At 73.1% G+C, this 20,147-nt stretch carries 17 protein-coding genes; 12 read left to right on the top strand and 5 right to left on the bottom strand.

Translation table 11 applies throughout. The annotated features are described in order from the left end of the window. Positions 1 to 9 precede the first annotated feature (9 nt). On the top strand, positions 10 to 1,272 hold the full coding sequence (locus tag E4N63_RS17615) for a GNAT family N-acetyltransferase (protein ID WP_230241124.1): 1,263 nt from the start codon (positions 10 to 12) through the stop codon (positions 1,270 to 1,272). 63 nt (positions 1,273 to 1,335) lie between these two features. Here the strand turns inward: E4N63_RS17615 and E4N63_RS17610 are convergent, their stop codons facing one another. Continuing rightward, on the bottom strand, positions 1,336 to 1,515 hold the full coding sequence (locus E4N63_RS17610; RefSeq protein WP_125625897.1) for a hypothetical protein: 180 nt from the start codon (positions 1,513 to 1,515) through the stop codon (positions 1,336 to 1,338). 232 nt (positions 1,516 to 1,747) lie between these two features. Here E4N63_RS17610 and E4N63_RS17605 point away from each other — a divergent pair, with 232 nt between their 5' ends. Next, a complete protein-coding gene (locus E4N63_RS17605) occupies positions 1,748 to 2,647 on the top strand; it encodes a GntR family transcriptional regulator (RefSeq protein ID WP_230241123.1) in 900 nt (299 codons plus the stop codon). 232 nt (positions 2,648 to 2,879) lie between these two features. Further along, positions 2,880 to 3,764 (top strand): HAD family hydrolase, encoded by an 885-nt coding sequence (locus tag E4N63_RS17600; RefSeq protein WP_230241122.1) that lies wholly within the window; start codon positions 2,880 to 2,882, stop codon positions 3,762 to 3,764. Between the two features lie 87 nt (positions 3,765 to 3,851). Here the strand turns inward: E4N63_RS17600 and E4N63_RS17595 are convergent, their stop codons facing one another. Both E4N63_RS17595 and E4N63_RS17590 read right to left on the bottom strand, forming a co-directional pair. Next, complete coding sequence (locus tag E4N63_RS17595) at positions 3,852 to 4,385, bottom strand: TetR/AcrR family transcriptional regulator (RefSeq protein WP_125625909.1); 534 nt, start codon at positions 4,383 to 4,385, stop codon at positions 3,852 to 3,854. A gap of 22 nt (positions 4,386 to 4,407) precedes the next feature. Further along, on the bottom strand, positions 4,408 to 5,244 hold the full coding sequence (locus E4N63_RS17590) for an alpha/beta fold hydrolase (RefSeq protein ID WP_230241121.1): 837 nt from the start codon (positions 5,242 to 5,244) through the stop codon (positions 4,408 to 4,410). A gap of 760 nt (positions 5,245 to 6,004) precedes the next feature. On the opposite strand from E4N63_RS17590, the gene E4N63_RS17585 reads away from it, so the two are divergent. From E4N63_RS17585 to E4N63_RS17570, 4 genes are all read left to right on the top strand, one after another. After that, a complete protein-coding gene (locus tag E4N63_RS17585) occupies positions 6,005 to 6,517 on the top strand; it encodes a toxin-antitoxin system HicB family antitoxin (RefSeq protein ID WP_125625904.1) in 513 nt (170 codons plus the stop codon). Positions 6,518 to 6,600: 83 nt separating this feature from the next. Then, on the top strand, positions 6,601 to 7,446 hold the full coding sequence (locus tag E4N63_RS17580; protein WP_125625905.1) for a DUF4097 family beta strand repeat-containing protein: 846 nt from the start codon (positions 6,601 to 6,603) through the stop codon (positions 7,444 to 7,446). A gap of 60 nt (positions 7,447 to 7,506) precedes the next feature. Further along, entirely contained in the window at positions 7,507 to 8,538 is a 1,032-nt protein-coding gene (locus tag E4N63_RS17575; RefSeq protein ID WP_230241120.1) for an ATP-binding cassette domain-containing protein, read from the top strand. Beyond that, positions 8,535 to 9,326: an ABC transporter permease gene (locus E4N63_RS17570; protein WP_230241119.1), complete on the top strand. Its 792-nt coding sequence runs from the start codon at positions 8,535 to 8,537 to the stop codon at positions 9,324 to 9,326. Before E4N63_RS17575 ends, E4N63_RS17570 begins: the two co-directional genes overlap by 4 nt. 987 nt (positions 9,327 to 10,313) lie before the next feature. Here E4N63_RS17570 and E4N63_RS17565 read toward each other — a convergent pair. Both E4N63_RS17565 and E4N63_RS17560 read right to left on the bottom strand, forming a co-directional pair. After that, entirely contained in the window at positions 10,314 to 11,720 is a 1,407-nt protein-coding gene (locus E4N63_RS17565; protein ID WP_230241118.1) for a cytochrome P450, read from the bottom strand. A gap of 237 nt (positions 11,721 to 11,957) precedes the next feature. Then, positions 11,958 to 13,316: a tol-pal system YbgF family protein gene (locus tag E4N63_RS17560; protein ID WP_125625048.1), complete on the bottom strand. Its 1,359-nt coding sequence runs from the start codon at positions 13,314 to 13,316 to the stop codon at positions 11,958 to 11,960. 589 nt (positions 13,317 to 13,905) lie between these two features. Here E4N63_RS17560 and E4N63_RS17555 point away from each other — a divergent pair. The 5 genes from E4N63_RS17555 to E4N63_RS17535 all read left to right on the top strand — a co-directional run bounded on the left by E4N63_RS17555 (position 13,906) and on the right by E4N63_RS17535 (position 20,146). After that, positions 13,906 to 15,006, top strand: a complete 1,101-nt coding sequence (locus E4N63_RS17555) for a polyprenyl synthetase family protein (protein ID WP_230241117.1) — start codon at positions 13,906 to 13,908, stop codon at positions 15,004 to 15,006. After that, positions 15,003 to 16,082, top strand: coding sequence for a polyprenyl synthetase family protein (locus tag E4N63_RS17550; protein ID WP_221772652.1), 1,080 nt, complete (start codon positions 15,003 to 15,005; stop codon positions 16,080 to 16,082). The genes E4N63_RS17555 and E4N63_RS17550 overlap by 4 nt, the downstream gene beginning before the upstream one ends. Positions 16,083 to 16,311: 229 nt before the next feature. Further along, positions 16,312 to 17,328: a terpene synthase family protein gene (locus E4N63_RS17545; RefSeq protein WP_230241116.1), complete on the top strand. Its 1,017-nt coding sequence runs from the start codon at positions 16,312 to 16,314 to the stop codon at positions 17,326 to 17,328. Next, on the top strand, positions 17,325 to 18,779 hold the full coding sequence (locus E4N63_RS17540; protein ID WP_230241115.1) for an NAD(P)/FAD-dependent oxidoreductase: 1,455 nt from the start codon (positions 17,325 to 17,327) through the stop codon (positions 18,777 to 18,779). Before E4N63_RS17545 ends, E4N63_RS17540 begins: the two co-directional genes overlap by 4 nt. Continuing rightward, the gene (locus tag E4N63_RS17535) at positions 18,776 to 20,146 is read left to right on the top strand and encodes an NAD(P)/FAD-dependent oxidoreductase (protein WP_125625040.1); all 1,371 of its coding nucleotides are present in this window, start codon (positions 18,776 to 18,778) and stop codon (positions 20,144 to 20,146) included. The genes E4N63_RS17540 and E4N63_RS17535 overlap by 4 nt, the downstream gene beginning before the upstream one ends. Position 20,147: the final 1 nt, after the last annotated feature.

Below are 20,147 nucleotides of genomic sequence, written 5' to 3'. Positions count from 1 at the left end.
CGTGACCGCATGAGCCCAGAGGTCCGTACGATCACCGACGCCGAACTCCCGGACTGGATCCGTACCCTGCACACCGGATTCCTCCGGCCGCCGGAGACGTCCGAGCAGGAGATCGAGGGCCGCCGGAGCTCCTGGGACATGAGCCGGGTGCGCGGCGCCTTCGACGGCGGGCGCTGCGTGGGCACCCTCCGCAGCTTCGCGCAGGAACTGACGGTGCCCGGCGGCGCCACGGTGGCAGCCGATGCGATCAGCAACGCCACCGTCGCCGCCACGCACCGGCGGCGCGGGCTGCTCAGCCGGATGATCGCCGGGGATCTGGCGGAGGCCCGGGAGCGCGGCGACGTCGTCGCCACGCTGATCGCCGCCGAGTACCCGATCTACGCCCGCTACGGCTTCGGCCCCGCCACCTGGACCACCGAGTGGCGGATCGACGTCCCCCGGGCCGGTCTGGACCCGCGGTGGTCCGGCCCGGAGTGCGGCGGCCGGATCGACTACACGGACGGCGCCGGCATACGGAAGCTGGGCCCGGAGCTGCACGAGCGGCTCCGGGCCCGCCGGCCCGGCTTCGTCAGCCGCGGCGAGCACGTCTGGCGCCTGGCCACGGGCGATCTGCACTATCCGTCCCTCGGCCCGTGGACGGAGCCGTTCCACGCCGTGTACCGCTCCCCGAAGGGTGAGGTCGAGGGCCTGCTCACGTACACGGCGACCGACGTGTGGGAGGCCAAGCAGCCGCAGGACAGGGCGACGGTCCGGGAACTGCTCGCCCTCACCCCCGCCGCCGAGCGGGCCCTGTGGCACTTCCTGTGCTCGGTGGACTGGGTGATGAGCGTCGACTCCGGGCTCCGCGCACCCGACGACCTGCTCCCCCTGCTTCTGCCCGACCCCCGCGCCGCCCGCGTCACCACGCACGCGGACCTGCTGTGGATCCGGCTGCTGGACATCCCGCGCGCCCTGGAGGCCCGCACCTACGCGGACTCCGGGACGCTCGTCCTCGACGTGCGCGACGAGACGCCGATCGCGGCGGAGACCGGTCTCGCCGGCGGGCGCTTCCGGCTGGACGCCACTCCGGACGGCGCGTCCTGCGCCCCGACCACGGCGGAGCCGGACCTGGCCCTCTCGGTGGCGGACCTGGCCACGCTCTATCTCGGCGACGAGTCGGCGGTGCGGCTGACGGCCCTGGGCCGGGCGGAGGAGACGCGGGAGGGCGCCGCGGCCCTGGCGGACCGCCTGCTGCGCACCTCCCGCAGGCCCTGGTGCCCGGACATCTTCTGACGCGCCTTCCGGTGCGTCCGCCGGGGCGGTGCGCCCCGGCCGTTCAGTGCGTGAACCGGCTGTTCACTGGGTGAGCAGCAGGGCCAGCATCACGGCCCCGACACAGCTGCAGGTGATGTTGCGGGCCTTGATCCCGATCGACAGCAGCAACATGCCGGCGACCCCGACCGCTCCGAAGCGCGACTCGACGAGCTGCTCGGAACAGACCACGACGACCGCGATGAATAACGCGAACACAGGCATGGAGTCCTCCCCCGTTGGATGACGCGGACCTTCGCGCGCCCGCCCCGCCCGTACCGCGCTGCGTGGCGTGGCGTGGCGTGGCGTGGCGCCGGAATCATGACCAACTTCGGCTTACCCCGTCGTAGTTGCCGAGTTGGTAACCAATTCAAGAATGTTGTCCCCAAGTTGGAACATCACTAAAACTACTTCGCACCAACTCCCGCTTGGCCCCGCCAAGTTGTACGGTGGCCTCGTGAAAGCCGAAAGCCCGGCGACGGCGGCCAAGAAGCGGTCCCATCTGCAGATCGCCGACGAGCTGCGCCAGCAGATCCACTCGGGCGCCCTGGCCCCCGGGGAGCGGATGCCGACCCAGGCCGAGCTGGCGGACCGCTTCGACGTCCCCCGGGGCACGATCCGGCAGGCGCTGCGCATCCTCCAGGACGAGGCGCTGCTCACCAACACCGGGAAGGGCAGCCCCGCCAGGGTCGCGGACCCCCGTTCCGTCCGCGACGTTCCCGAAGGGCTCGAACGGGGCGTCGTCGCCCTCGCGCCCCGCGTGGCCGCCGCCTTCACCGCCCCCCGGGTCCGTATCGACGCCCTCTGCCTCACCGCCGAGACGCTCACCCTGGCCGTCGCCGAGTCCATCCACCTCGTCCACGCGGGCACCGCGCGGCCGGAGCGGATCGAGCTGCGCCTGCTGATGCCCGGCCGCAACATCAACCTCGCCTTCCCCACCGCCACGGAGGGCACGGACGACGACCGGGTGCACCAGCGCTGGCTGCGGCAGCGCAACGCCCAGGGGATGGCCCTCACCACGTTCCTCGGCTCGCTCCGCAAGCCGCCCTACTCCGTGGACGTCTCCGTGCGCTTCCGGGCGCTGCCGTTCACCCCGTCGGTGAAGCTGTACCTGCTCAACGGCGAGGAGGCGCTGTTCGGCTACTACCTCGTCAGGCGGCGGGAGGCGGAAATCGAGAACGAGTCCGTGGAGCTGATCGACACCCTGGGGATGCAGTCGATGCTCTTCCCCTTCCTCACCGGGGCCGAGAACCGCCGGAACCGGGTCTTCGTGGAGCAGTCGCAGCTCTGGTTCGACTCCCTCTGGGAGACGGTCTCCTCTGAGCTGGAGCTCGGCGCCGGGTTCTCGGACCTCTGAGACGAGCCCATGACACGGATGCCGTTCTTCCCCGCCGGTGCGACCGGTGTGACGGGTGTGACGGGTGTGACCCCTGTGCATGGTGCGACGGGTGTCGCCGATCGCGCCGATACGCCACGTTCCGCCCGCCCTGCGGGTATTTCCGCCGCGACCGCAGTAGCGTCCCCTGCCGTGAACTCCTCGCTCTTCCGCACCTGCCGCCTCCCCGGCACCTCCCGCGCGCGGACCCGCCTTGGCTGAGGCGCGGCCCGGCACCGGCCGTCCGGACCCGGCCGCCCTCGGCGCGCTCCTCGCCTCCGTCAAGTGCGTGCTGTTCGACTTCGACGGTCCGGTCTGCGATCTCTTCGCCCGGCACCCCGCCCCGGACGTGGCGGACACGATGCGGGCCCGGCTGCGGCGGCTGCGCCCGGCCGCCCGGCCGACACCCGTGACCGCGACCGCTGCGGGCGCCTCCGGCAGTCCCGGCGGCAGTCCCGGCGCGGCTCACGGGACCCGCGGGCCCGGCCTGCCCGGTGTGCCGGACGTGCCAGCCACCCGCGACCCGCACGCCCTGCTCCACGCCCTGGCCTTCGGCGCCGGTCAGCCCGGCGACCCGTACGCCCCGGACAGCCCGGACGGCCCCGCCGCCCGCTCCGGCATCGTCGCCGAGCTGGAACGGCTGCTCGCCGCCGAGGAGGTCCGCGCGGCCGCCTCGGCGGAGCCGACGCCGTACGCCGACGAGCTCGTCCAGCGGCTGCACGCCACCGGCCACGCTCTCGCCGTCACCACCAACAACACGGCCGGGGCCGCCGAGGCGTACCTGGAACGGCGCGGGCTGGCGGAGCTGTTCCGGCCGCACGTCCACGGCCGCGTCACCGAGCCCTGGCTCCTCAAGCCCGATCCGGACTGCCTGCACCGGGCCCTGCGGTCCACCGGGCACGACGCCGAGATGTCGGTGATGATCGGCGACAGCACCGCCGATCTGCTCGCCGCCCGAGCGGCGGGTGTCCGCTTCCTCGGCTATGCCCGTGACGAGACCCGCCGGCGGCGGCTGCGGGACGCGGGCGCCGAGTCCGTCGTCACCTCGCTCGGGGACGTGCTCGCAGCGCTCCCGGAGCGGCGGCAGCCGGCCGGCTGACCGCGGGCCGGACGGAGCGAAGGCGTACGCCGGCCCCGTGGAGCGGGGCCACTCGGGCGCGACGCGGCGGTCGACGGCGGCGGACGCTCACACAGCGCGCAGGCCGCGGTCGGCGAAGGTGATCAGCCACTCGAAGCTCTCGTCGATGTCGGCGCTCCACTGGAAGCCGTTGGCCGCCTGCAGGGTGGCGAATCCGTGGAAGAGGCTGCGGAGCAGGCGCAGGGCGTGGTCCACGTCCGGCTCCCGTATCTCGTAGCCGCGCAGGACCGCGGTGAACGCGCCGTGCAGCCGCCGGCCCGCGGCGGCCACCGGATCGTCCGGGCCGGACGGTTCCACGCCGATCGTCGCGGCGTACCGGCCGGGGTGCTCCAGGACGAAGGCGCGGAAAGCGCGCGCGGCGGCCGCCAGGGCGTCGCGCCCCGCGTACCCCTGGACCGCGCCGCCGACGGCGTCGGCGGCCTCGCTCAACGCCAGGGCCGCGATGCGCCGGACGAGGTCTTCCTGGCCGCCCACGTGCTTGTACAGGGAGGGGGTGCGCACACCCACCCGCTCGGCGAGCAGCCCCATCGTCAGCTTGGCGAACCCCACCTCGTCGGCGAGGGCGGCGCCGGCCGCGACCACGGCGGCCGGGTCGAGGCCGGCCCTAGGCACGGGCGGCGTCCGGCCGGAGGAAGGCGAGTACGAGCGAGACCACCCGGTCGGGGAACTGATCGTGCGGATAGTGTCCGGCGCCCTCGATCATCTCCAGACGGCCGAGGCCGGACGGCAGGGCGTCGACGACCGCCGAACCCTCGGCGCGCGGGTCGGCCCAGTCGGGGTCGAGCGTCCCCATCACGACCAGGACCGGGCAGCGGACGTTGCCGAGCTGCGCGCCGGCGTCGGCCGGGGCGCTGCGGCCCATGCTCTGCAGGGCCTTCATCCGGCCCGGCTCGCGCAGCAGGGAGTCGATGCGGCCGAGCCGCTCGGCCCAGTGGGCCGGCTTCACGCCGGGGTAGGCCACGTCGAGGTACGAGCGCCAGAGCGGCAGGCTGCCGAACACGCCCGCGCCGAGCAGCCGCAGCATGCCGCGCCGGAAGCGCTTGACCCGGAGATCGCCGAGGCGGATCGACTGCTTGCGGGTGAACGGTGCCAACTCGACGACCGCAGTGATCAGTGAGGGCTCCCGCGCCGCGGCGATGGTGGCGGCCCCGCCGGAGAACGAATGGCCGACGAGCACGGCCGGGCCGCCCAGGTGGCGGATCACGGCGAGCAGGTCACCGGCGACGGCGGTGCGGCTCCAGTCCGACCAGTCGGTGCCGGACTCGCCGCAGCCGCGCAGATCGACCGCGGCGACCCGATGCCCCGCCGCCACCAGTCGCGGGATCACGGCGCGGTAAGCGGCGCGGCTGTCGCCCATACCGTGCGCGAGAACGATCAGCGGGCCGGTCCCCGTCACCTCGTAAGCGATCGTGCCGCCGTCGACGGCAAGGTACTCGGTCATGGCACCTCCGATTTGGCTAACCCAATTAGCCAAAACCTAATTCCATTAGCCAACTTTGTCAACAAGGGAGCCCCCGGCACGGACAGAAGACACGACGGAGCACCGCGGAGGGGCCCGGGCCCCGACCGGGACACGGGGGGTGCGGCCGCCCGGCACGGCGGCGGGCCGGTGGTGCCCGCAAGCCGCCCGGCGGCGGGCCCCCGGGGACCCGCGGCCCGGAACTCGCGGTCCGGGAGGTCACCGACCACCTGGCGGGCAGGGGGACCACCGCCGAACGGGCCCTGCCGGCGGCCCTGGACGGCTTCGACACCGCCGCCCACCTCCGCTCGGGCGGCCTGGCCCCGGACGACGTGGCAGCTCTGCGCACCCGCCTACTGGAGTCCGCCCCCGCCGACACCACCGGATCTTGAACACCTCCCGGACGACAAGAGGACGCGGAAGACGGAGTGGTCGTTCGTCCCAGGAATCCCCCTGCCGTTGCCACGAACCGGCCGGGACCGTCGGCGCCGGCGTGGCACGCAGGGGACACGATGGCACCGCTTGACGCCATCATGCGCCACTCGACACCATCCCGATGCCACTCCGGCATCACTCCGTGCCACTCCGCGCCAGCAGAAGCGCCCGGGCGCGCATGGCGCCACCATCACGCAGGCCGCCCTTGCCGCATTTCCGCAGATCAGAGCGGCCATCCCAACGCCTACCCCCCACAAGGCGCCATTCGGGCTTGCACATGGCGCCATCGTGGTGCCATAGTGGCGTTATGGACCTCACTCCGTATGTCGACACCCTCCGCCGCGAACTCGCGGTGGCCGCCGAAGCCGGCGGTGGCGAAGCCCGCGAGCTGGCCGAGAGGCTCACCGCTCCCCTGGAGTCGGCGGCCCGGCTGACCATGCTCAACGTGCTTTCCGCCGCGATGGACGAGATCACCCGCGAACTCGCCCCCGGCTCGGTCGACGTACGGCTGCGCGGGCTCGACCCCGACTTCGTGGTGACACCGCCGGCCGGCGGCGCCCCCGCGGAGCCCGCCGCGCCCGCCGAACCGCTCAGGGCCCCGGTCCCGGCCGACGGCGACGAGGGCGGCACCGCCCGCGTCAACCTGCGCCTGCCGGCCCACCTCAAGGCCCGCGCCGAGGAGGCCGCGAGCCGCGAGGGCCTGTCGGTCAACGCGTGGCTGGTGCGCGCCGTGTCGGCGGCGGTCGACGGCGGCAACCGGCCGCGCACGACGGAGAAGACCCAGACCATCGGGCAGAGCTTCACGGGCTGGGTGCGCTAGCAGCACCCGGCGCCCACACCACATCACCCACACCACGTCCCACCAGCGGGGACGCCTTGAAGACCCAAGAGGACGGGACAGCCATGCCTTCTTTCGACACCCCCGAACCGATCACGGCCACGGCGCACGTGGAGGCCGGTTCCATCCAGTTCACCGCGGGCGACCGCCCCGACACCGTCGTCGAGGTGCGGCCCCGCGACCCGAAGCGGGACCAGGACGTCCGGGCGGCCGAGCAGACCGAGGTCACGTACGCGAACGGCGACCTGACCGTCAGGACGTCCAAGCAGCGCTATCTCGTCGGGCGCACCGGCACCGTCGATGTGACGGTCGAGCTGCCCGCGGGCTCGCGCGTCGGCGTGACCGGCGCCTGGACCCAGGTGCTCGGCGAGGGCCGGCTGGGCGAGGTCCGGGTGAAGACCTCGTCCGGTGACGTCCGTCTCGACACGACCGGCCCGCTGCGGTTGACCGCCTCCCACGGCTCGATCACCGTCGACCGGGTCGAGGGCACGGCCGAGATCACCACCAGCTCCGGCAGCCTGCGCGTCGGGCTCGTCGACGGTCCCGCCGTCCTGAAGAACTCGCACGGCACCACGACCGTCGGCGTCGCGACCGGCGACCTGCGGGTGAGCGGCGCCAACGGCGACATCGACATCACGCGCGCCGGAGGATCGGTCGTCGCCAAGACCGCCCACGGCACCCTGCGCGTCGGCGAAGTGGCCCGCGGCACCGTCCATCTGGAGACCTCCTACGGCGCCATCGAGGTCGGCATCCGCGAGGGCACCGCCGCCTGGCTCGACGTCAACTCCGGCCACGGGCAGGTGCGCAACACCCTCGCCGTCTCCGAGACCCCGGAGAAGACCGAGGACACCGTCGAGGTCCGCGCCCGCACCCGCTACGGCAACATCGACGTGCGCCGCGCCCGGGCCTGAACACCGGCCCCCATTCGCCCGCCCGCCCCGCCCACTTCCGCCTTCGCAAGGGAGAGCTCCATGGGTACATCTGTCATGTCCACATCCAATCCCCGGTCGGCCGCCGCCGTCTCCGCCGCCGGTCTGCGCAAGTCGTACGGCGACAGGACCGTGCTCGACGGCATCGATCTGCGCATCCCGGCCGGGTCCGTGTTCGCCCTGCTCGGGCCCAACGGCGCCGGCAAGACCACCGCCGTCAACATCCTCTCCACCCTCATCACCGCCGACGCCGGCGACCTGCACGTCGGCGGTCACGACCTGGCCACCGACCCGCAGGCGGTGCGGGCCGCGATCGGTGTCACCGGCCAGTTCTCCGCCGTCGACGGCCTGATCACCGGCGAGGAGAACATGCTCCTCATGGCGGACCTGCACCACCTCTCCCGCCGCGAGGGCCGCCGCACCACCGCCGAACTGCTGGAACGCTTCGACCTCATGGATGCCGCGAAGAAGCCCGCCGCCACCTACTCCGGCGGCATGAAGCGCCGCCTCGACATCGCCATGACCCTGGTCGGCAACCCGCGGATCATCTTCCTCGACGAGCCGACCACCGGCCTCGACCCCCGCTCCCGGCACACCATGTGGCAGATCATCCGGGCATTCGTCTCCGACGGCGTCACCGTCCTCCTCACCACCCAGTACCTGGAGGAGGCCGACCAGCTCGCCGACCGCATCGCCGTGCTCCACGACGGCAGGATCGCCGCCGAGGGCACCTCCGAGGAACTCAAGCGGCTGATCCCCGGCGGGCACATCCGGCTCCGCTTCTCCGACCCGTCCGCCCACCGGAGCGCCGCCCGGACGCTGAGCGCGGCGGGCCTCCCGGAGGCTCCCGACTCGACCGGGACCACCCGGGGCATCACCGCCGACGAGTCCCTCACCCTCCGGATACCCAGCGACGGCACCCCACGCGAGCTGCGCTCCCTCCTCGACTGGCTGGACTCCGCCGGCATCGAGGCCGACGAACTGACCGTGCACACCCCCGACCTCGACGACGTGTTCTTCGCCCTGACCGGCGGCACCGGCACCGACCAGCCCTCCGAGGAGGCCGTCCGATGAGCTCCCTGTCCCTCGCCGTGCGCGACTCGTCCACGATGCTGCGCCGCAATCTCCTGCACGCGCGGCGCTATCCGTCCCTCACCCTGAACCTGCTGCTCACCCCGGTCATGCTGCTGCTGCTCTTCGTCTACGTCTTCGGGGACGTGATGAGCGCGGGCCTCAGGGGCGGCCGGGCCGATCGCTCCGAGTACATCGCCTACCTCGTGCCGGGCCTTCTGCTCATGACCATCGGAAGCACCACGATCGGCACCGCGGTGTCCGTCTCCAACGACATGAGCGAGGGCATCATCGCCCGCTTCCGCACGATGGCGATCCACCGCGGCTCCGTGATCACCGGGCACGTCGTCGGCAGCGTGCTGCAGTCGCTCATCAGCGTGGTCCTCGTGGGCGCCGTCGCCGTGGCCATCGGCTTCCGCTCCACGGACGCCACGGCCCTGGAGTGGATCGCGGCGCTCGGGCTGCTCACCCTGTTCTCCCTGGCGCTCACCTGGATCGCCGTCGGGATGGGCCTGGTCAGCCCGAACGCGGAGGCGGCCAGCAACAACGCACTGCCGCTGATCTTCCTCCCGCTCATCTCCAGCACCTTCGTCCCGGTCGACGCGATGCCGGGCTGGTTCCAGCCGGTTGCCGAGTACCAGCCGTTCACACCGGCCATCGAGACGCTGCGCGGGCTGCTGCTCGGCAGCGAGATCGGCCACAACGGGTGGCTGGCGGTCGCCTGGTGCCTGGGGCTCGCCGTGCTCGGCCACTTCTGGTCGAAGGCGGTCTTCCACCGCGATCCGAAGTAGCGGGCAGGGCGGCCCCCGGGCCGCCCCAACTCCTCCCGCCCCGGGCGGCGTACTCCGGCACCACGCCGGCGCGCGCCGCCCGTCCGCGTTCTCAGGGGAGTGCGTCCTGGGGGCCTGGGGCGGGGTGGTCCCTGCTCCTCTTCCTCCGGCCGTTCCTCCTGAGGGCGCCAAGGCAGCCAGGTGAAGGGGTCGTCAGTGGCGAGCGGGGCGTGAAGGGCGCCCCGATGCCGGGCGTCCGGGCGACGCGCCGGATCGGTCTGCCGGGGCGCAGCCACCGGACGTGAGCCGCCGCGGCGTGACGTCCCGCGCCCGGGGGCCCCGGCGGCGCGGTGCGCCGCCCTCCGCGCCGGCAGCGAGCCGCTCGGCCGGCATTCGGTTCGCGAACCGCAAAGGCACGTCACAGATGACACGACGTCGATGGAAACACTCATTTCCTCCTCCTGACACAGGACCGGATGGCACGGCATTTCCGAATCGGGCCGGACCGAGCGATCCGCACAGGCCGCGGTGTGCTTTTCTCCGCTTCCCCCGCTCATGGCATTTCCTGCACAGCATCGGTCGGCGGGTCTGCTCCGGAATGGGCGAACAAAAGACTAAGTCAACCCCAAGTACGGCACAAGGCTCCCTCAGGCGTCCGGAATGCCCGCGAACGGTCACGCGCTGCCGCCCGCGAACGGGTTTCCTCTTCCAATGCCGTCACGGAAAAGTGCAGGACAGTGCCACCCAAACGAAAACGACGACTTTGCCGCCGCCGGCGAACGCAATTTCAGCCGTGCCCGTATGCCCTTGCCCGGGGACCGATTCGTGCCCGCTTCGCCTGCCCGCCGGGTGAATCGGCGGGTGGCGATATCGGCCCGCTCGGGGCCGGGCCGGCCGGGCGAACCGCCGCGTCCCGGCGGTCCGCCCGGCACAGCGGGTCCGCACAGCACAGCGGGTCCGCACGGGCCGCTGTGCCGCGCGGTCCGCGGGCGCCGGGGTCCCGTGGCCTCACCGGGAGGTGGGCAGCGCGTCCACCGAGGACTGATCGGCCGGAGCCAGCCGGCAGTCGACGCTCCGCGCCGCACGGATGGTGACGCCCGTCTCCAGCGGCACCTCCTCGGCCACCCCGGTGAAGCGGTAGCGCTGCAGGAGCACCGCCACGGTGAGCTTCATCTGGAGCATCGCGAAGTGATTGCCGATGCAGGAGCGCGGTCCGCCGCCGAGCGGGAACCACGCGTAGCGCGACCGGCCGCTCTCCCGCTCGGGCCGGAAGCGCTCGGGGTCGAAGCGCTCGGGCTGCGGCCAGTAGGAGGGATGGCGGTGCGTCACCCAGGGCGACACGTAGACATAGGCGCCCGCCGGTATGGGACGCCCCTCGACGACGGTGGCCCGCACCGCCCTGCGGATGAGGACCGGTGCGGCCGGGTAGAGGCGCATGGCCTCCTTCAGCACGCGCTCCAGGCCGGGCAGTGCGTCCAGGTCGGCGGGGGCGGGCCGGCGCCCGCCCAGCACGGACAGCACCTCGGCGCGCGTGGCGTCCTGGACCTCCCGGTGCCGCGCCAGCAGATACAGGGCGAACGTCAGCGACGTCGCCGTCGTGTCCGACCCGGCCAGGAGGAAGACCAGTACCTGGTCGCGCAGTTCGCGGTCGTTGAGCGGGGTGTCCTCGTCGCTGCGCGCGTTGATGAGCAGGGTCAGCAGATCGTCCGCCCCCTGCTCCCCGACGGTGCCGCCGCTCCTGCGGCGCTGCTCGATGAGCCGGTCGCACAGTGCGTGCAGCTCCGCCTGCGCCGCCCGCGCCCGGCGGTTGGCGGGGGTGGGGACGGACCGGGGGAGCTTCACCGGCATCAGGCCCCGCCGCAGGGTGTACGTACTGAGCGCGGGCATGCAGCGCCGCACCACCTCGGCGGCTTCCTCGGCGTCCGCGCCGAACAGGATGCGGGTGATCATCCGTACGGTCAGCCGGCTCATGTCCTCGTTGAGGTCGGCCCCCGCGCCTCCGTCCGCCTCCCACTGGCCGCACAGGGCGTCGACCTCGTCACATATGGCGTCGGCGTAGTCCGCCACCTTCTTCTTGGTGAAGAGCGGGGAGAGCAGGCGGCGCTGCCGCAGGTGGTCGTCGTCCAGGCTGCTCAGCAGACCGTTGCCGAAGGTCTCCCGCATCTCCAGGGAGAAGGCGTCGTCCTTGCGGAAGTTGGCGGACTGCGAGGCGAGCACCTGCTGGGCTCCGTCGGCGGAGAAGACGAAGTAGATCTTCGTGCGCAGACCGGGGAGCCCGGCCACGATCCGCACCAGGTCGCCGTGCTCCTTCCGGGCTCGTTCGTAGGTTCCCAAAGGATCACGCCGCAGGTCCAGCATGGAGCCCAGGAGCGGCAGTCCGCTTGCCGTGGGCACCTCGGTCGGATTCGTCTGCATGGCCCGCACCCCTCTCAGTAGCTCGGCGGGGCGGCCTTCCCCGCGGAGCTCGGGGGCGCCGGCCTGCCGTTCTCACCGTCCATTCCACGTCGGGCCGGCCGGGTCCGGTAGGGCTGCCGGGCGGGTGCCTGCCGTGCGCGACTCACGCTTGTGCGCTTGTGTGCTCCACGGCGGGCAGGCCAGGCCACCGGTGCGCGGGCTCGGGTCCGGCACCGGAGGGGAAGGCCCGGGGACGGTCTACAGCGCGAGGCTCGCCGGAGGGTTCTGGTAGGCGGAGTAGCCGTCCACGCGGCTGATGGCCGACCGCACCAACGGCCTCCGCACATGGGGCAGCAGCCTGGTACGCAGGCCGCGGAGCCGGCCGGCTGTGCGGGGGCAGCGGATGCGGCCGTAGTTGTCGAGCAGGCGGTCCGTGACCCCGCAGGCGCTGTCCACCCGGCCGTCCAGCAGGAGGACCTCGCCGAGCTGGGCGAGTGTCAGTGCGCGAGCGCGGTGGGCGCGGCCGGGCCGGTGCCGCAGCGAGGCGGCGAGCGCGTTGGCCGCTTTGTCGTAGTCGCCGAGGCTCTGGTAGACGTGACCGCGCTGGTAGTGCAGCGCCGCCACGGGATAGCCGCTGAAGGGAGCGGCGGGATGCTCGTCCCGCCCGCCGTGCAGCTCCATGGCGTCAGAGAGAGCCGTGAGCGACTGGCGCCGCATGCCGGCCGTCGCGTGCACCACGGCGAGATGGCTCTTCAGAAACGCCTTGATGGGGGACGGCGCGTCCTCGGGCACGGCCGACCAGGCGGAGACCCCGAGATACCCGCCCCGGTGGCCCAGTTGGCACAGCTGCGCGCTCATGGCCCGGAGGGTGACGGCGTACAGGGTGCGGTCCCCAGCCTCGATCGCCAGCTGTGCGGCGACGTTGAAGTACTGCTGGGCCGCGCCGCTCTGACCGCAGTCGACGCACATGCGGGCCAGCAGATGCGTCAGCCGGGAGAGCCTGCCGAGCAGCTGTGCGTGGGTCCGCGGGTCGGTCCGGGCGGCGAGGAACGCGGCACCGTCGGTGGCGAGGTAGGCGGCCAGCGCGGTGCGCGCGTGCGCGCCGCCGTAGGTGTCGATGGACTCCGCGTAGTAGGTGATGCTGTGGGTCAGGGCGGCCAGGTCGCCCGCGCCGAGCCGCCAGTCGCCCGGTGTCGGCTGCGGCTCGGCGTCGGTCCAGGCCGGAGGGGTGTTGGCCAGCCGGAAGGGGAGCGCGCGAAAGGCTCCCCGGGTGGCGGCCCCGGTGTCGGCCGCAGTCAGCGTCGCCAGTGCCGCCCGGCCGCTGCCGCCGGTGGTGCGCAGCACGTCGGCAGGTTCGTCGGGGACGAGCGCCAGGCCGGTCTCCTGGATGCTGACGTGCCGTCCGATACGCCGGGTGAGCGTCTCGGCCACCAGCGCGGGAACCGGGGCCGGAGGCCGTGAGCCGGCCAGCCAGCCGGCCACGGACTTGCGGTTGTAGTGCAGAGTTCTGTGATTCTCGGCGGCGGCGAGGTTGATGGACCGGGCGAGCGCTTCACCGGACAGCCCGGCTTCCGCTAAGAGCCGTTTCAGCTTGTGATTCGGATGACTGCGCGCCATGGCGGCTCCTTGGAGTTCGAGTGGGGGGAGGCAGGAAGGGAAACCCGGTGACGGCTCCGGACCCGCGGTTCCGTCGCAGCGGCGGGGGCCCGGCAAGCCTGCACCACGAACTGAAACCCCTTATGCGGCTTACCATGCCCCGGGACACAAAACCGATTGTTTTCGGCCGCACCACGATCCGGGACCAATCCCCGGCCGGAGACCGCACCCCGCAATCACGCATTCACGCTTTCACAAGAAAGCGACTCGTCGGACATCGCCACCGGCAATAGCCCCTTGGCCCGCCGGCACGGCGGGTGTTTGACTGACGGTGTCAGCAGATCGGCGAATCAACCTTCCCGGCACACCGGCGACACCTGAGCGCACACGGGCGCATCGAAGACAAGTCCGGTTTTCCGAATCCTCACACATTCCATAAGAAGAATTCACTGACGCAAAGGACTGCCCTCACCTGTCCGCGGCGCCCCCGGGAAGCGCCGGGGGGCGGAGAGCGCACGACGCCGGGGTGCGGCGTGTTCGGCGCACCCGCCGCACGCGGGCGCCGCACCCGTTCAGGAACCGACGACCGTGGGAGTGGGAGAGAACACCCATGAGCGATGGAACGGTCCTCAGCGACACGGCTGCGGACGTCGTCAAGGAGATACTGGCCGAGTGCCGGGCGGCCACTCTTCCCGCCCTGCGTGAGGCGGTCGGGGAACTCCACCCCCGGCTGGCCCGCATCAGCGCCTACCACCTGGGCTGGTGCGAACCCGACGGCAGGCCCACCGGCGTCCACGCGGGCAAGATGCTGCGCGCCGCCCTGGCCGTGCTCGCGGCCCGGGCGTTCGGCGCGAGCACGAGGACCGCGGTGCCCGGTGCGGTGGCCACGGAGCTCGTGCACAACTTCTCCCTGCTGCACGACGACCTGATGGACGCCGACGAACTGCGGCGGGGCCGGCCGACGGCCTGGGTGGTCTTCGGGCACGGCCCGGCCGTACTGGCGGGCGACGCGCTGCTGAGCAAGGCACTGCGCATGACCGCCGAGATGAAGGGCACACCGGAGCAGCCGGCCGGCAGGATCCTGACGGGAGCGGTGAGCACGATCATCCGGGGCCAGGCGGCCGACCTGGGGCTGGACGGCTTTCCGGTGGACCGGGTCGCCGTCGACGACTATCTGGCGGCCTGCGCCAAGACCAGCGGGCTGCTCGGCGGCTGCGTCGCGGCGGGCGCCTCCCTGGCGAACGCCCCCGCGACCGGGGTGCGCACGCTCCAGGCAGCGGCCTGGGACCTGGGGGTGGCCTGGCAGGTGGCCGACGACGTCGAGAGCATCTGGGGCGATCCCGCCGCCAGCGGCAAGCCCGCCTTCGGCGACCTGCGGCGCGACAAGCGGACGTACCCGGTGATCGCCGCGTTGCGCTCCGGTACCGCGGCGGGTTCCCGGCTGGCCGGGCGACTGAGCTCCTCAGGGGCCCGCGGGGAGGACGAGCTGGCTGAACTCGCCCGCCTCGTCGACGAGGCGGGCGGACGCGCGAAGGCCGAGCGGATCGCACGGGAGCACCTCGACCGCGCCTTGCACCTGCTCGGGAAGACGGGGGGCGACCCGGTGGCCGTGGACGGCCTCGCCGCGCTGTTCCGTCATGTACTGGACCGGCACGGCCGGCGGACCTCGGCGCCCGCGGCCACCCCCGCCATGAGGGGAGCGGCACGGTGACGACAGCAGGCGGAACCAGGACGCGGACCGCGACGGGAGCGGGCACGGCGACGGAACCCCCCGGCGACGCCGGGCCGGAGACCTGGCTGCGCCACGCCAGGGAGGTGACCGATCCGGTGCTGCGCCGAGCGGTCCGCACCCTCCACCCGCAGGCCCGGACCGTCGCCGGTTACCACTTGGGCTGGTGGGACGCGCAGGGCCGGCCCGTCTCGGCCGGCTGGGGCAAGGCCGTACGCCCCGCACTCGTCCTGCTCGCCGCACGGGCCGTCGGAGGCCGCCCCGGCGCGGCCCGCAGCTCCGCCGCGGCGGTCCAGCTCGCCCACGACTCCTCCCTGCTGCACGACGACATCATCGACCGGGACGCCACACGACGGCACCGGCCCGCCGCGTGGCGGGTCTTCGGCCTCGCCGGTGCGCTCCTGGCGGGCGATGCCATGCTCGCCCTGGCGGTCTCCCTCGTCCGGGAGGACGGTCGCGGCACGCCGGCCGGCGCGGCGCTCAACGAGGCCGTGCAGCAGTTCATCGGCGGGCAGTTCGAGGACATCGGCTTCGAGGAGCGCGCCGACGTCTCCCTCACCGAGTGCACCACCATGGCCTCACGCAAGACCGGCGCCCTCATCGGGGCCGCCTGCCGGCTCGGTGCCCTGGCCGGCGGCGCGGACGAGACCCGGGCCGCGGAGCTGGACGCCTTTGGCCGGTCCCTGGGCCTGGCCTTCCAGCACGTGGACGACCTGCTCGGCATCTGGGGGGATCCCGGGGCGACCGGCAAGCCGGCCGGCGCCGACCTCCACGCCCGCAAGAAGAGCCTGCCCGTGGTGGCCGCCCTGAGCTCCGGCACCCCGGAGGCGGCGGAACTGGCCGCGCTCTACGCCCGCGACCCCTCCCTGGACGACGCGGAGACCCTCCGGCGCGCCGCCGCACTGGCCGAGCGCGCGGGCGGGCGGCGGCGGTCCGCCGATCTCGCCCGCCGGCACTTGTCCGAAGCACTGGACCACCTGGACGGGACCGGCCTGCCGAGACCCGGCACACGGCCGCTGCGGACGCTCGCCCAGTGGCTGGCCGGCCGCGACCACTGACGCCACCGGCCCCGGCCCCGGCCCCCGGCCTCCCGGGCGGGCGCTGCGCGGCGTCTCCCCGCGACCTGCGGGCTCCCTCCCGCACCTCCGCGGCGGTCCCCTTCCGGACCCGTCCACCCGTCCACCCGGCCCCGTCCCCTCTTGTCCCCTGTGTCTCCTCTGTTGTCCGCGCCCCTGTCAGTCCCCGGCCGGCGCTCGCCTCACCGGCGGGAGCGAAAGGAGAACCACCGTGCACAGCCCCGTCTCCGATCCGGTCCTCGAGACCGTTCTGCCCCGATGGCCCTTCCCCGCCGCGCCCTCGCGGGACCCCGACGACATCGCGGCCGTCGAGAGCGGCGGTGAGGAATGGGCCCGGCGGTGCGGTCTCATCAACTCCGGCGACGCCCGGCACCCGCTGCGCCGCCTGTGCGCGGGTGAACTGGTCAGCCACGGCTATCCGCACGCGGACACGGGCATACGCGTGCTGATCACCCAGTGGACGATGTGGTACTTCCACCTCGACGACCACTTCGAGGACGGCCCCGCCGGCACCAGCGCCCGTGCCGCCGAGGAGGCGGCCGAGCCACTGCGCCGCATGGTGGACGCGGCCGGGCGGCGCGAGCCGCTGCCCGCCGCCGAGGACTCCCTGCAGCGCGCCCTGTCCGATCTGCTGAGCCGGACCGCGCAGTTCATGGCGCCGGTGCAGTTCCGCGGGTTCCTCGCCCACCTGGACGACTACTTCACCTCCCTGGTGATCGAGTCGGACTACCGGGCGCGCGGCAACCTGCCGGGCGTCGACGCCTACATCGCGCTGCGCCGGGACACCGGTCCGGTGCTTCCGCTGCTGGACTTCGTCGAGCAGGCGGAGTCGGTGCGGCTCCCGGCGCGCTTCTACGGCACACCCGAGTACACCGAGATGATCGGCTGCGCGGCCGACATCGCCTCCTGGATCAACGACCTGTGCTCGGTGTCGAAGGAGCTGGACCGGCCGGACGCCTACAACCTGGTGGTCCTGCTGCACCGCCTGGAGCACAAGTCGCTGCAGGACGCCGCGGCCGAGACGCTGGAGCGGATCGAACAGCGGGTGCGGTCGCTGAAGGCGGCACTGGACCGGGTCAGCGGCCCCTCCGGCCCGTACAACGACAGCGAGACCGCGGCCATCCGGATCTGGGCCGACGGCCTGCTGTCCTTCCAGAACCACGTCGAGTGGTATCTGCGGCACGGCCGGTACGACCGCGACGAACCGCACCCGGAGGTGCCCGCATGAGCGGCCCGGTTCCCGCCCCGCGGCCGGCCGCCGGACCGGACGGACGGCCCCACGTCATCGTGGCCGGCGCAGGCATCGCGGGCCTCACCAGCGCCTTCCTCCTCCAGCGCCGCGGCTGCCGGGTCACCGTGCTCGAAAGCGCGGGGCCGGAGAACGTGGGCGGCCGGATGGGGTCGGTGCGGCACGGCGGCTTCTTCGTCGACACCGGCGCCTCGCTGCTGTCCCGGCGCTACCACGCGATGCTGCGACTGGCCGGGATGGCGGGGGTCGGCGACCGGATCCTGCCGTCCTCCGACACGGTCGGGCTCATGCGCGACCGCCGGGTGCACCACGTACGGGTGGGCTCCCTGCCGCGCATGGCGGCCGGGCTGCTGCGGTTCGCGCCGTTCCCGTCCGACCTGCCCAAGCTGATGCTGGACCACGTCCGCATACGGCGGACGCTGGACTGGTACGACATGTCGGCGGCAGCCCGCCACGACGGGGAGTCCGTAGCGGGTTACGCGGTCCGCCGCGGGCTGCGGCCGGGCACCGTCGACCACCTGCTGGACCCGCTGTGCATGCTCGCCTCGCTGCAGGACGTCGAGCGCACCTCGTCGGTCGCACCGTTCATGCTGCTCAACTCCCTGCTGGGCGGCGGCGGGCTGTTCACCTTCCGCGACGGCGTCGGAATGCTGCCGCGGGCCCTCGCGGCGCAGCTGTCCGTGACCCATCACGCGCGGGTGTGCCAGGTCGAGGAGGACCCGGCCGGGGTCTCGGTCACCTGGCGGGCCCGCGACGGCACGAGCGAGCGGACCGAACGGGCCGACGCCTGCGTGCTGGCGGTGCCCGCCGTGCAGGCACCGGACCTCTACGGCCAGATGGAGGAGCCGTTCGCCGAGTTCTTCCGGCGCGTGGAGTACACCGGCAGCGTCCACGTGGCCTTCGGCCTGGACCGGCCCACGGCCGAGCGGGCCGTGATGGTCAACGTCCCGCGGGCGGAGCACCCCGCGCTGGTGGGCGTGATCCTGCCGCACAACACCGCTCCGGGCCGGGTCCCCGCAGGGCGGGGGCTGGTCATGGCGCACTTCCGCGGCTCCTGGTCGGACCGGCACCGCAACCTGCCCGAGGAGCGGCTCGTCGACCACGCCCGTGAAGCACTGCGGGCGCTGCGGCTGGTACCCGAGGTCGAGAGCCACACCACGATGACCCATGTCCTGCGCCCCGGGCAGTGCGTGGTCTTCCGGCGCCCGGGTGACTACCGCGAGCTGGCCCGGCTCAGCACGGCGTGGCCGAGCTCCTCCCGGGTCCGGCTCGCCGGGGGCGACTTCTTCACCCAGTCCAGTACCCACCACAGCATCTGCTCGGCCGTTCAGGCGGCCCGTCAGCTTTCGGGCCTGCTGCTGCCGGCACACCTGCCGGACCGGTCGGGCGAACTCATCCCCGCCTCCGCTCGGACGAAAGGACAGCCGTGAACGCCACGGGCACCAAGGAACCGATCATCGTCATCGGCGCCGGCATCGCCGGCATGACCGCCGCCTTCCGCCTTCAGCAGGACGGGCATCCGGTCCGGGTCCTGGAGGCCGAGGACCGGGCCGGCGGCCGGATGCGCACGGTGGAGCGCCGGGGCTACCACATGGACCTGGCCGCGATCCTGCTGATCGAGAACTACACGCAGATGCGGGCCCTGGTCCGCGACCTCGGCATCGAGGGAACCACCCAGCGCACCAACAACGTCGTCGGCATCCGCCGCGGCGGACGCATCCATCGCATGCGGGCGAACCGGCCCACCGACCTCAAGCGCTCGGGCCTGCTGCCCTGGTCCTCGCTGCCGGCCATGCTGCGGCTGCAGGCGGACCTGGGCAAGTACGGGAGCCGGCTGCGCTGGGACAGCGACATGGGGGAGGCGGCGGCGCTCGACACCGAGACCGCCGCGGCCTACGCGGACCGCCGCCTCGACGCGGAGTTCCGCGACTGGGTCGTGGACCCGATGAGCGCGATGTTCTTCAACTCGCCTCCCGATCTGTCGGTGGTCAACTTCCTGTTCTCGATGCCGGCCGTCAACGCCGAGTGGTTCAACTTCCACGACCGGGTGGACACCCTCACCACGGCGCTCGCCGCCCGGCTGCCCGTGGAGACCGGCGCCGAGGTCACGCAGGTGGAGGAGACTCCGGACGGGGTCCGGGTGCACTGGCGGCGGGAGGGCGAACCCGAGCACACGGAGGAAGCCGCCGCCGCGGTGGTCGCCCTGCCCGGCCCGGTCGCCGCCCGCCTGTGCCCCGGCCTGGCGCCCGCGGCGCTGGACTATCTGGCGAACGTGCCCTACGTGCCGGACATCCACGTGTACTTCGGCGTGGACCGCCGGCCGAGCGAGACGGCCACCTGCGTGCTGTTCCCGCAGCGGGAACACCCCGACCTGGGCGTGGTGACCTTCAACCACAACTTCGCCCCCGGCCGCGCCCCGCAGGGCCACGCCCTGCTGACCAGCTACTACCGCTACCCGTGGGCGATGCGGCACTGGGACGCGGACGACGAGAAGGTCGTGGAGCTGACCCACGAGGTGCACCGGCAGGCGTGGCCGGAGCTGGCCCGGCACATCGAGGCCCACCAGGACATGGCGTACGTCCAGCGGTGGAAGAACGCGGTCATCCTGCGCAAGCCCGGTGACTACGCGCGGCTGCGCGATTTCAACCGCGGTCTGGACCCCCGCTGCCGCATCCAGCTCGCCGGGGACTACCTGGCCTTCAGCGCCACCAACTCCAGCCTCGTCACGGGCGAACGCGCGGCCGAGCGCGTGCGTGACGTCGTCACCACCGGCGCGGTCTCCGCGGGCCGCGGCTAGC

The organism is Streptomyces sp. MNU89 (genome assembly GCF_020982505.1).
In the GTDB taxonomy this organism is placed as follows: Bacteria; Actinomycetota; Actinomycetes; order Streptomycetales; family Streptomycetaceae; genus Streptomyces; species Streptomyces xinghaiensis.
This window is presented reverse-complemented; position numbering and strand designations above follow the sequence as displayed.

What these genes read in the sequence shown, in the direction of transcription:
- E4N63_RS17615 (WP_230241124.1), top strand. Translation starts at nt 10, where the DNA reads ATGAGCCCAGAGGTCCGTACGATCACCGACGCCGAACTCCCGGACTGG.
- E4N63_RS17610 (WP_125625897.1), bottom strand. Translation starts at nt 1,515, where the DNA reads ATGCCTGTGTTCGCGTTATTCATCGCGGTCGTCGTGGTCTGTTCCGAG.
- E4N63_RS17590 (WP_230241121.1), bottom strand. Translation starts at nt 5,244, where the DNA reads ATGACCGAGTACCTTGCCGTCGACGGCGGCACGATCGCTTACGAGGTG.
- E4N63_RS17585 (WP_125625904.1), top strand. Translation starts at nt 6,005, where the DNA reads ATGGACCTCACTCCGTATGTCGACACCCTCCGCCGCGAACTCGCGGTG.
- E4N63_RS17580 (WP_125625905.1), top strand. Translation starts at nt 6,601, where the DNA reads ATGCCTTCTTTCGACACCCCCGAACCGATCACGGCCACGGCGCACGTG.
- E4N63_RS17575 (WP_230241120.1), top strand. Translation starts at nt 7,507, where the DNA reads ATGGGTACATCTGTCATGTCCACATCCAATCCCCGGTCGGCCGCCGCC.
- E4N63_RS17570 (WP_230241119.1), top strand. Translation starts at nt 8,535, where the DNA reads ATGAGCTCCCTGTCCCTCGCCGTGCGCGACTCGTCCACGATGCTGCGC.
- E4N63_RS17565 (WP_230241118.1), bottom strand. Translation starts at nt 11,720, where the DNA reads ATGCAGACGAATCCGACCGAGGTGCCCACGGCAAGCGGACTGCCGCTC.
- E4N63_RS17560 (WP_125625048.1), bottom strand. Translation starts at nt 13,316, where the DNA reads ATGGCGCGCAGTCATCCGAATCACAAGCTGAAACGGCTCTTAGCGGAA.
- E4N63_RS17555 (WP_230241117.1), top strand. Translation starts at nt 13,906, where the DNA reads ATGAGCGATGGAACGGTCCTCAGCGACACGGCTGCGGACGTCGTCAAG.
- E4N63_RS17540 (WP_230241115.1), top strand. Translation starts at nt 17,325, where the DNA reads ATGAGCGGCCCGGTTCCCGCCCCGCGGCCGGCCGCCGGACCGGACGGA.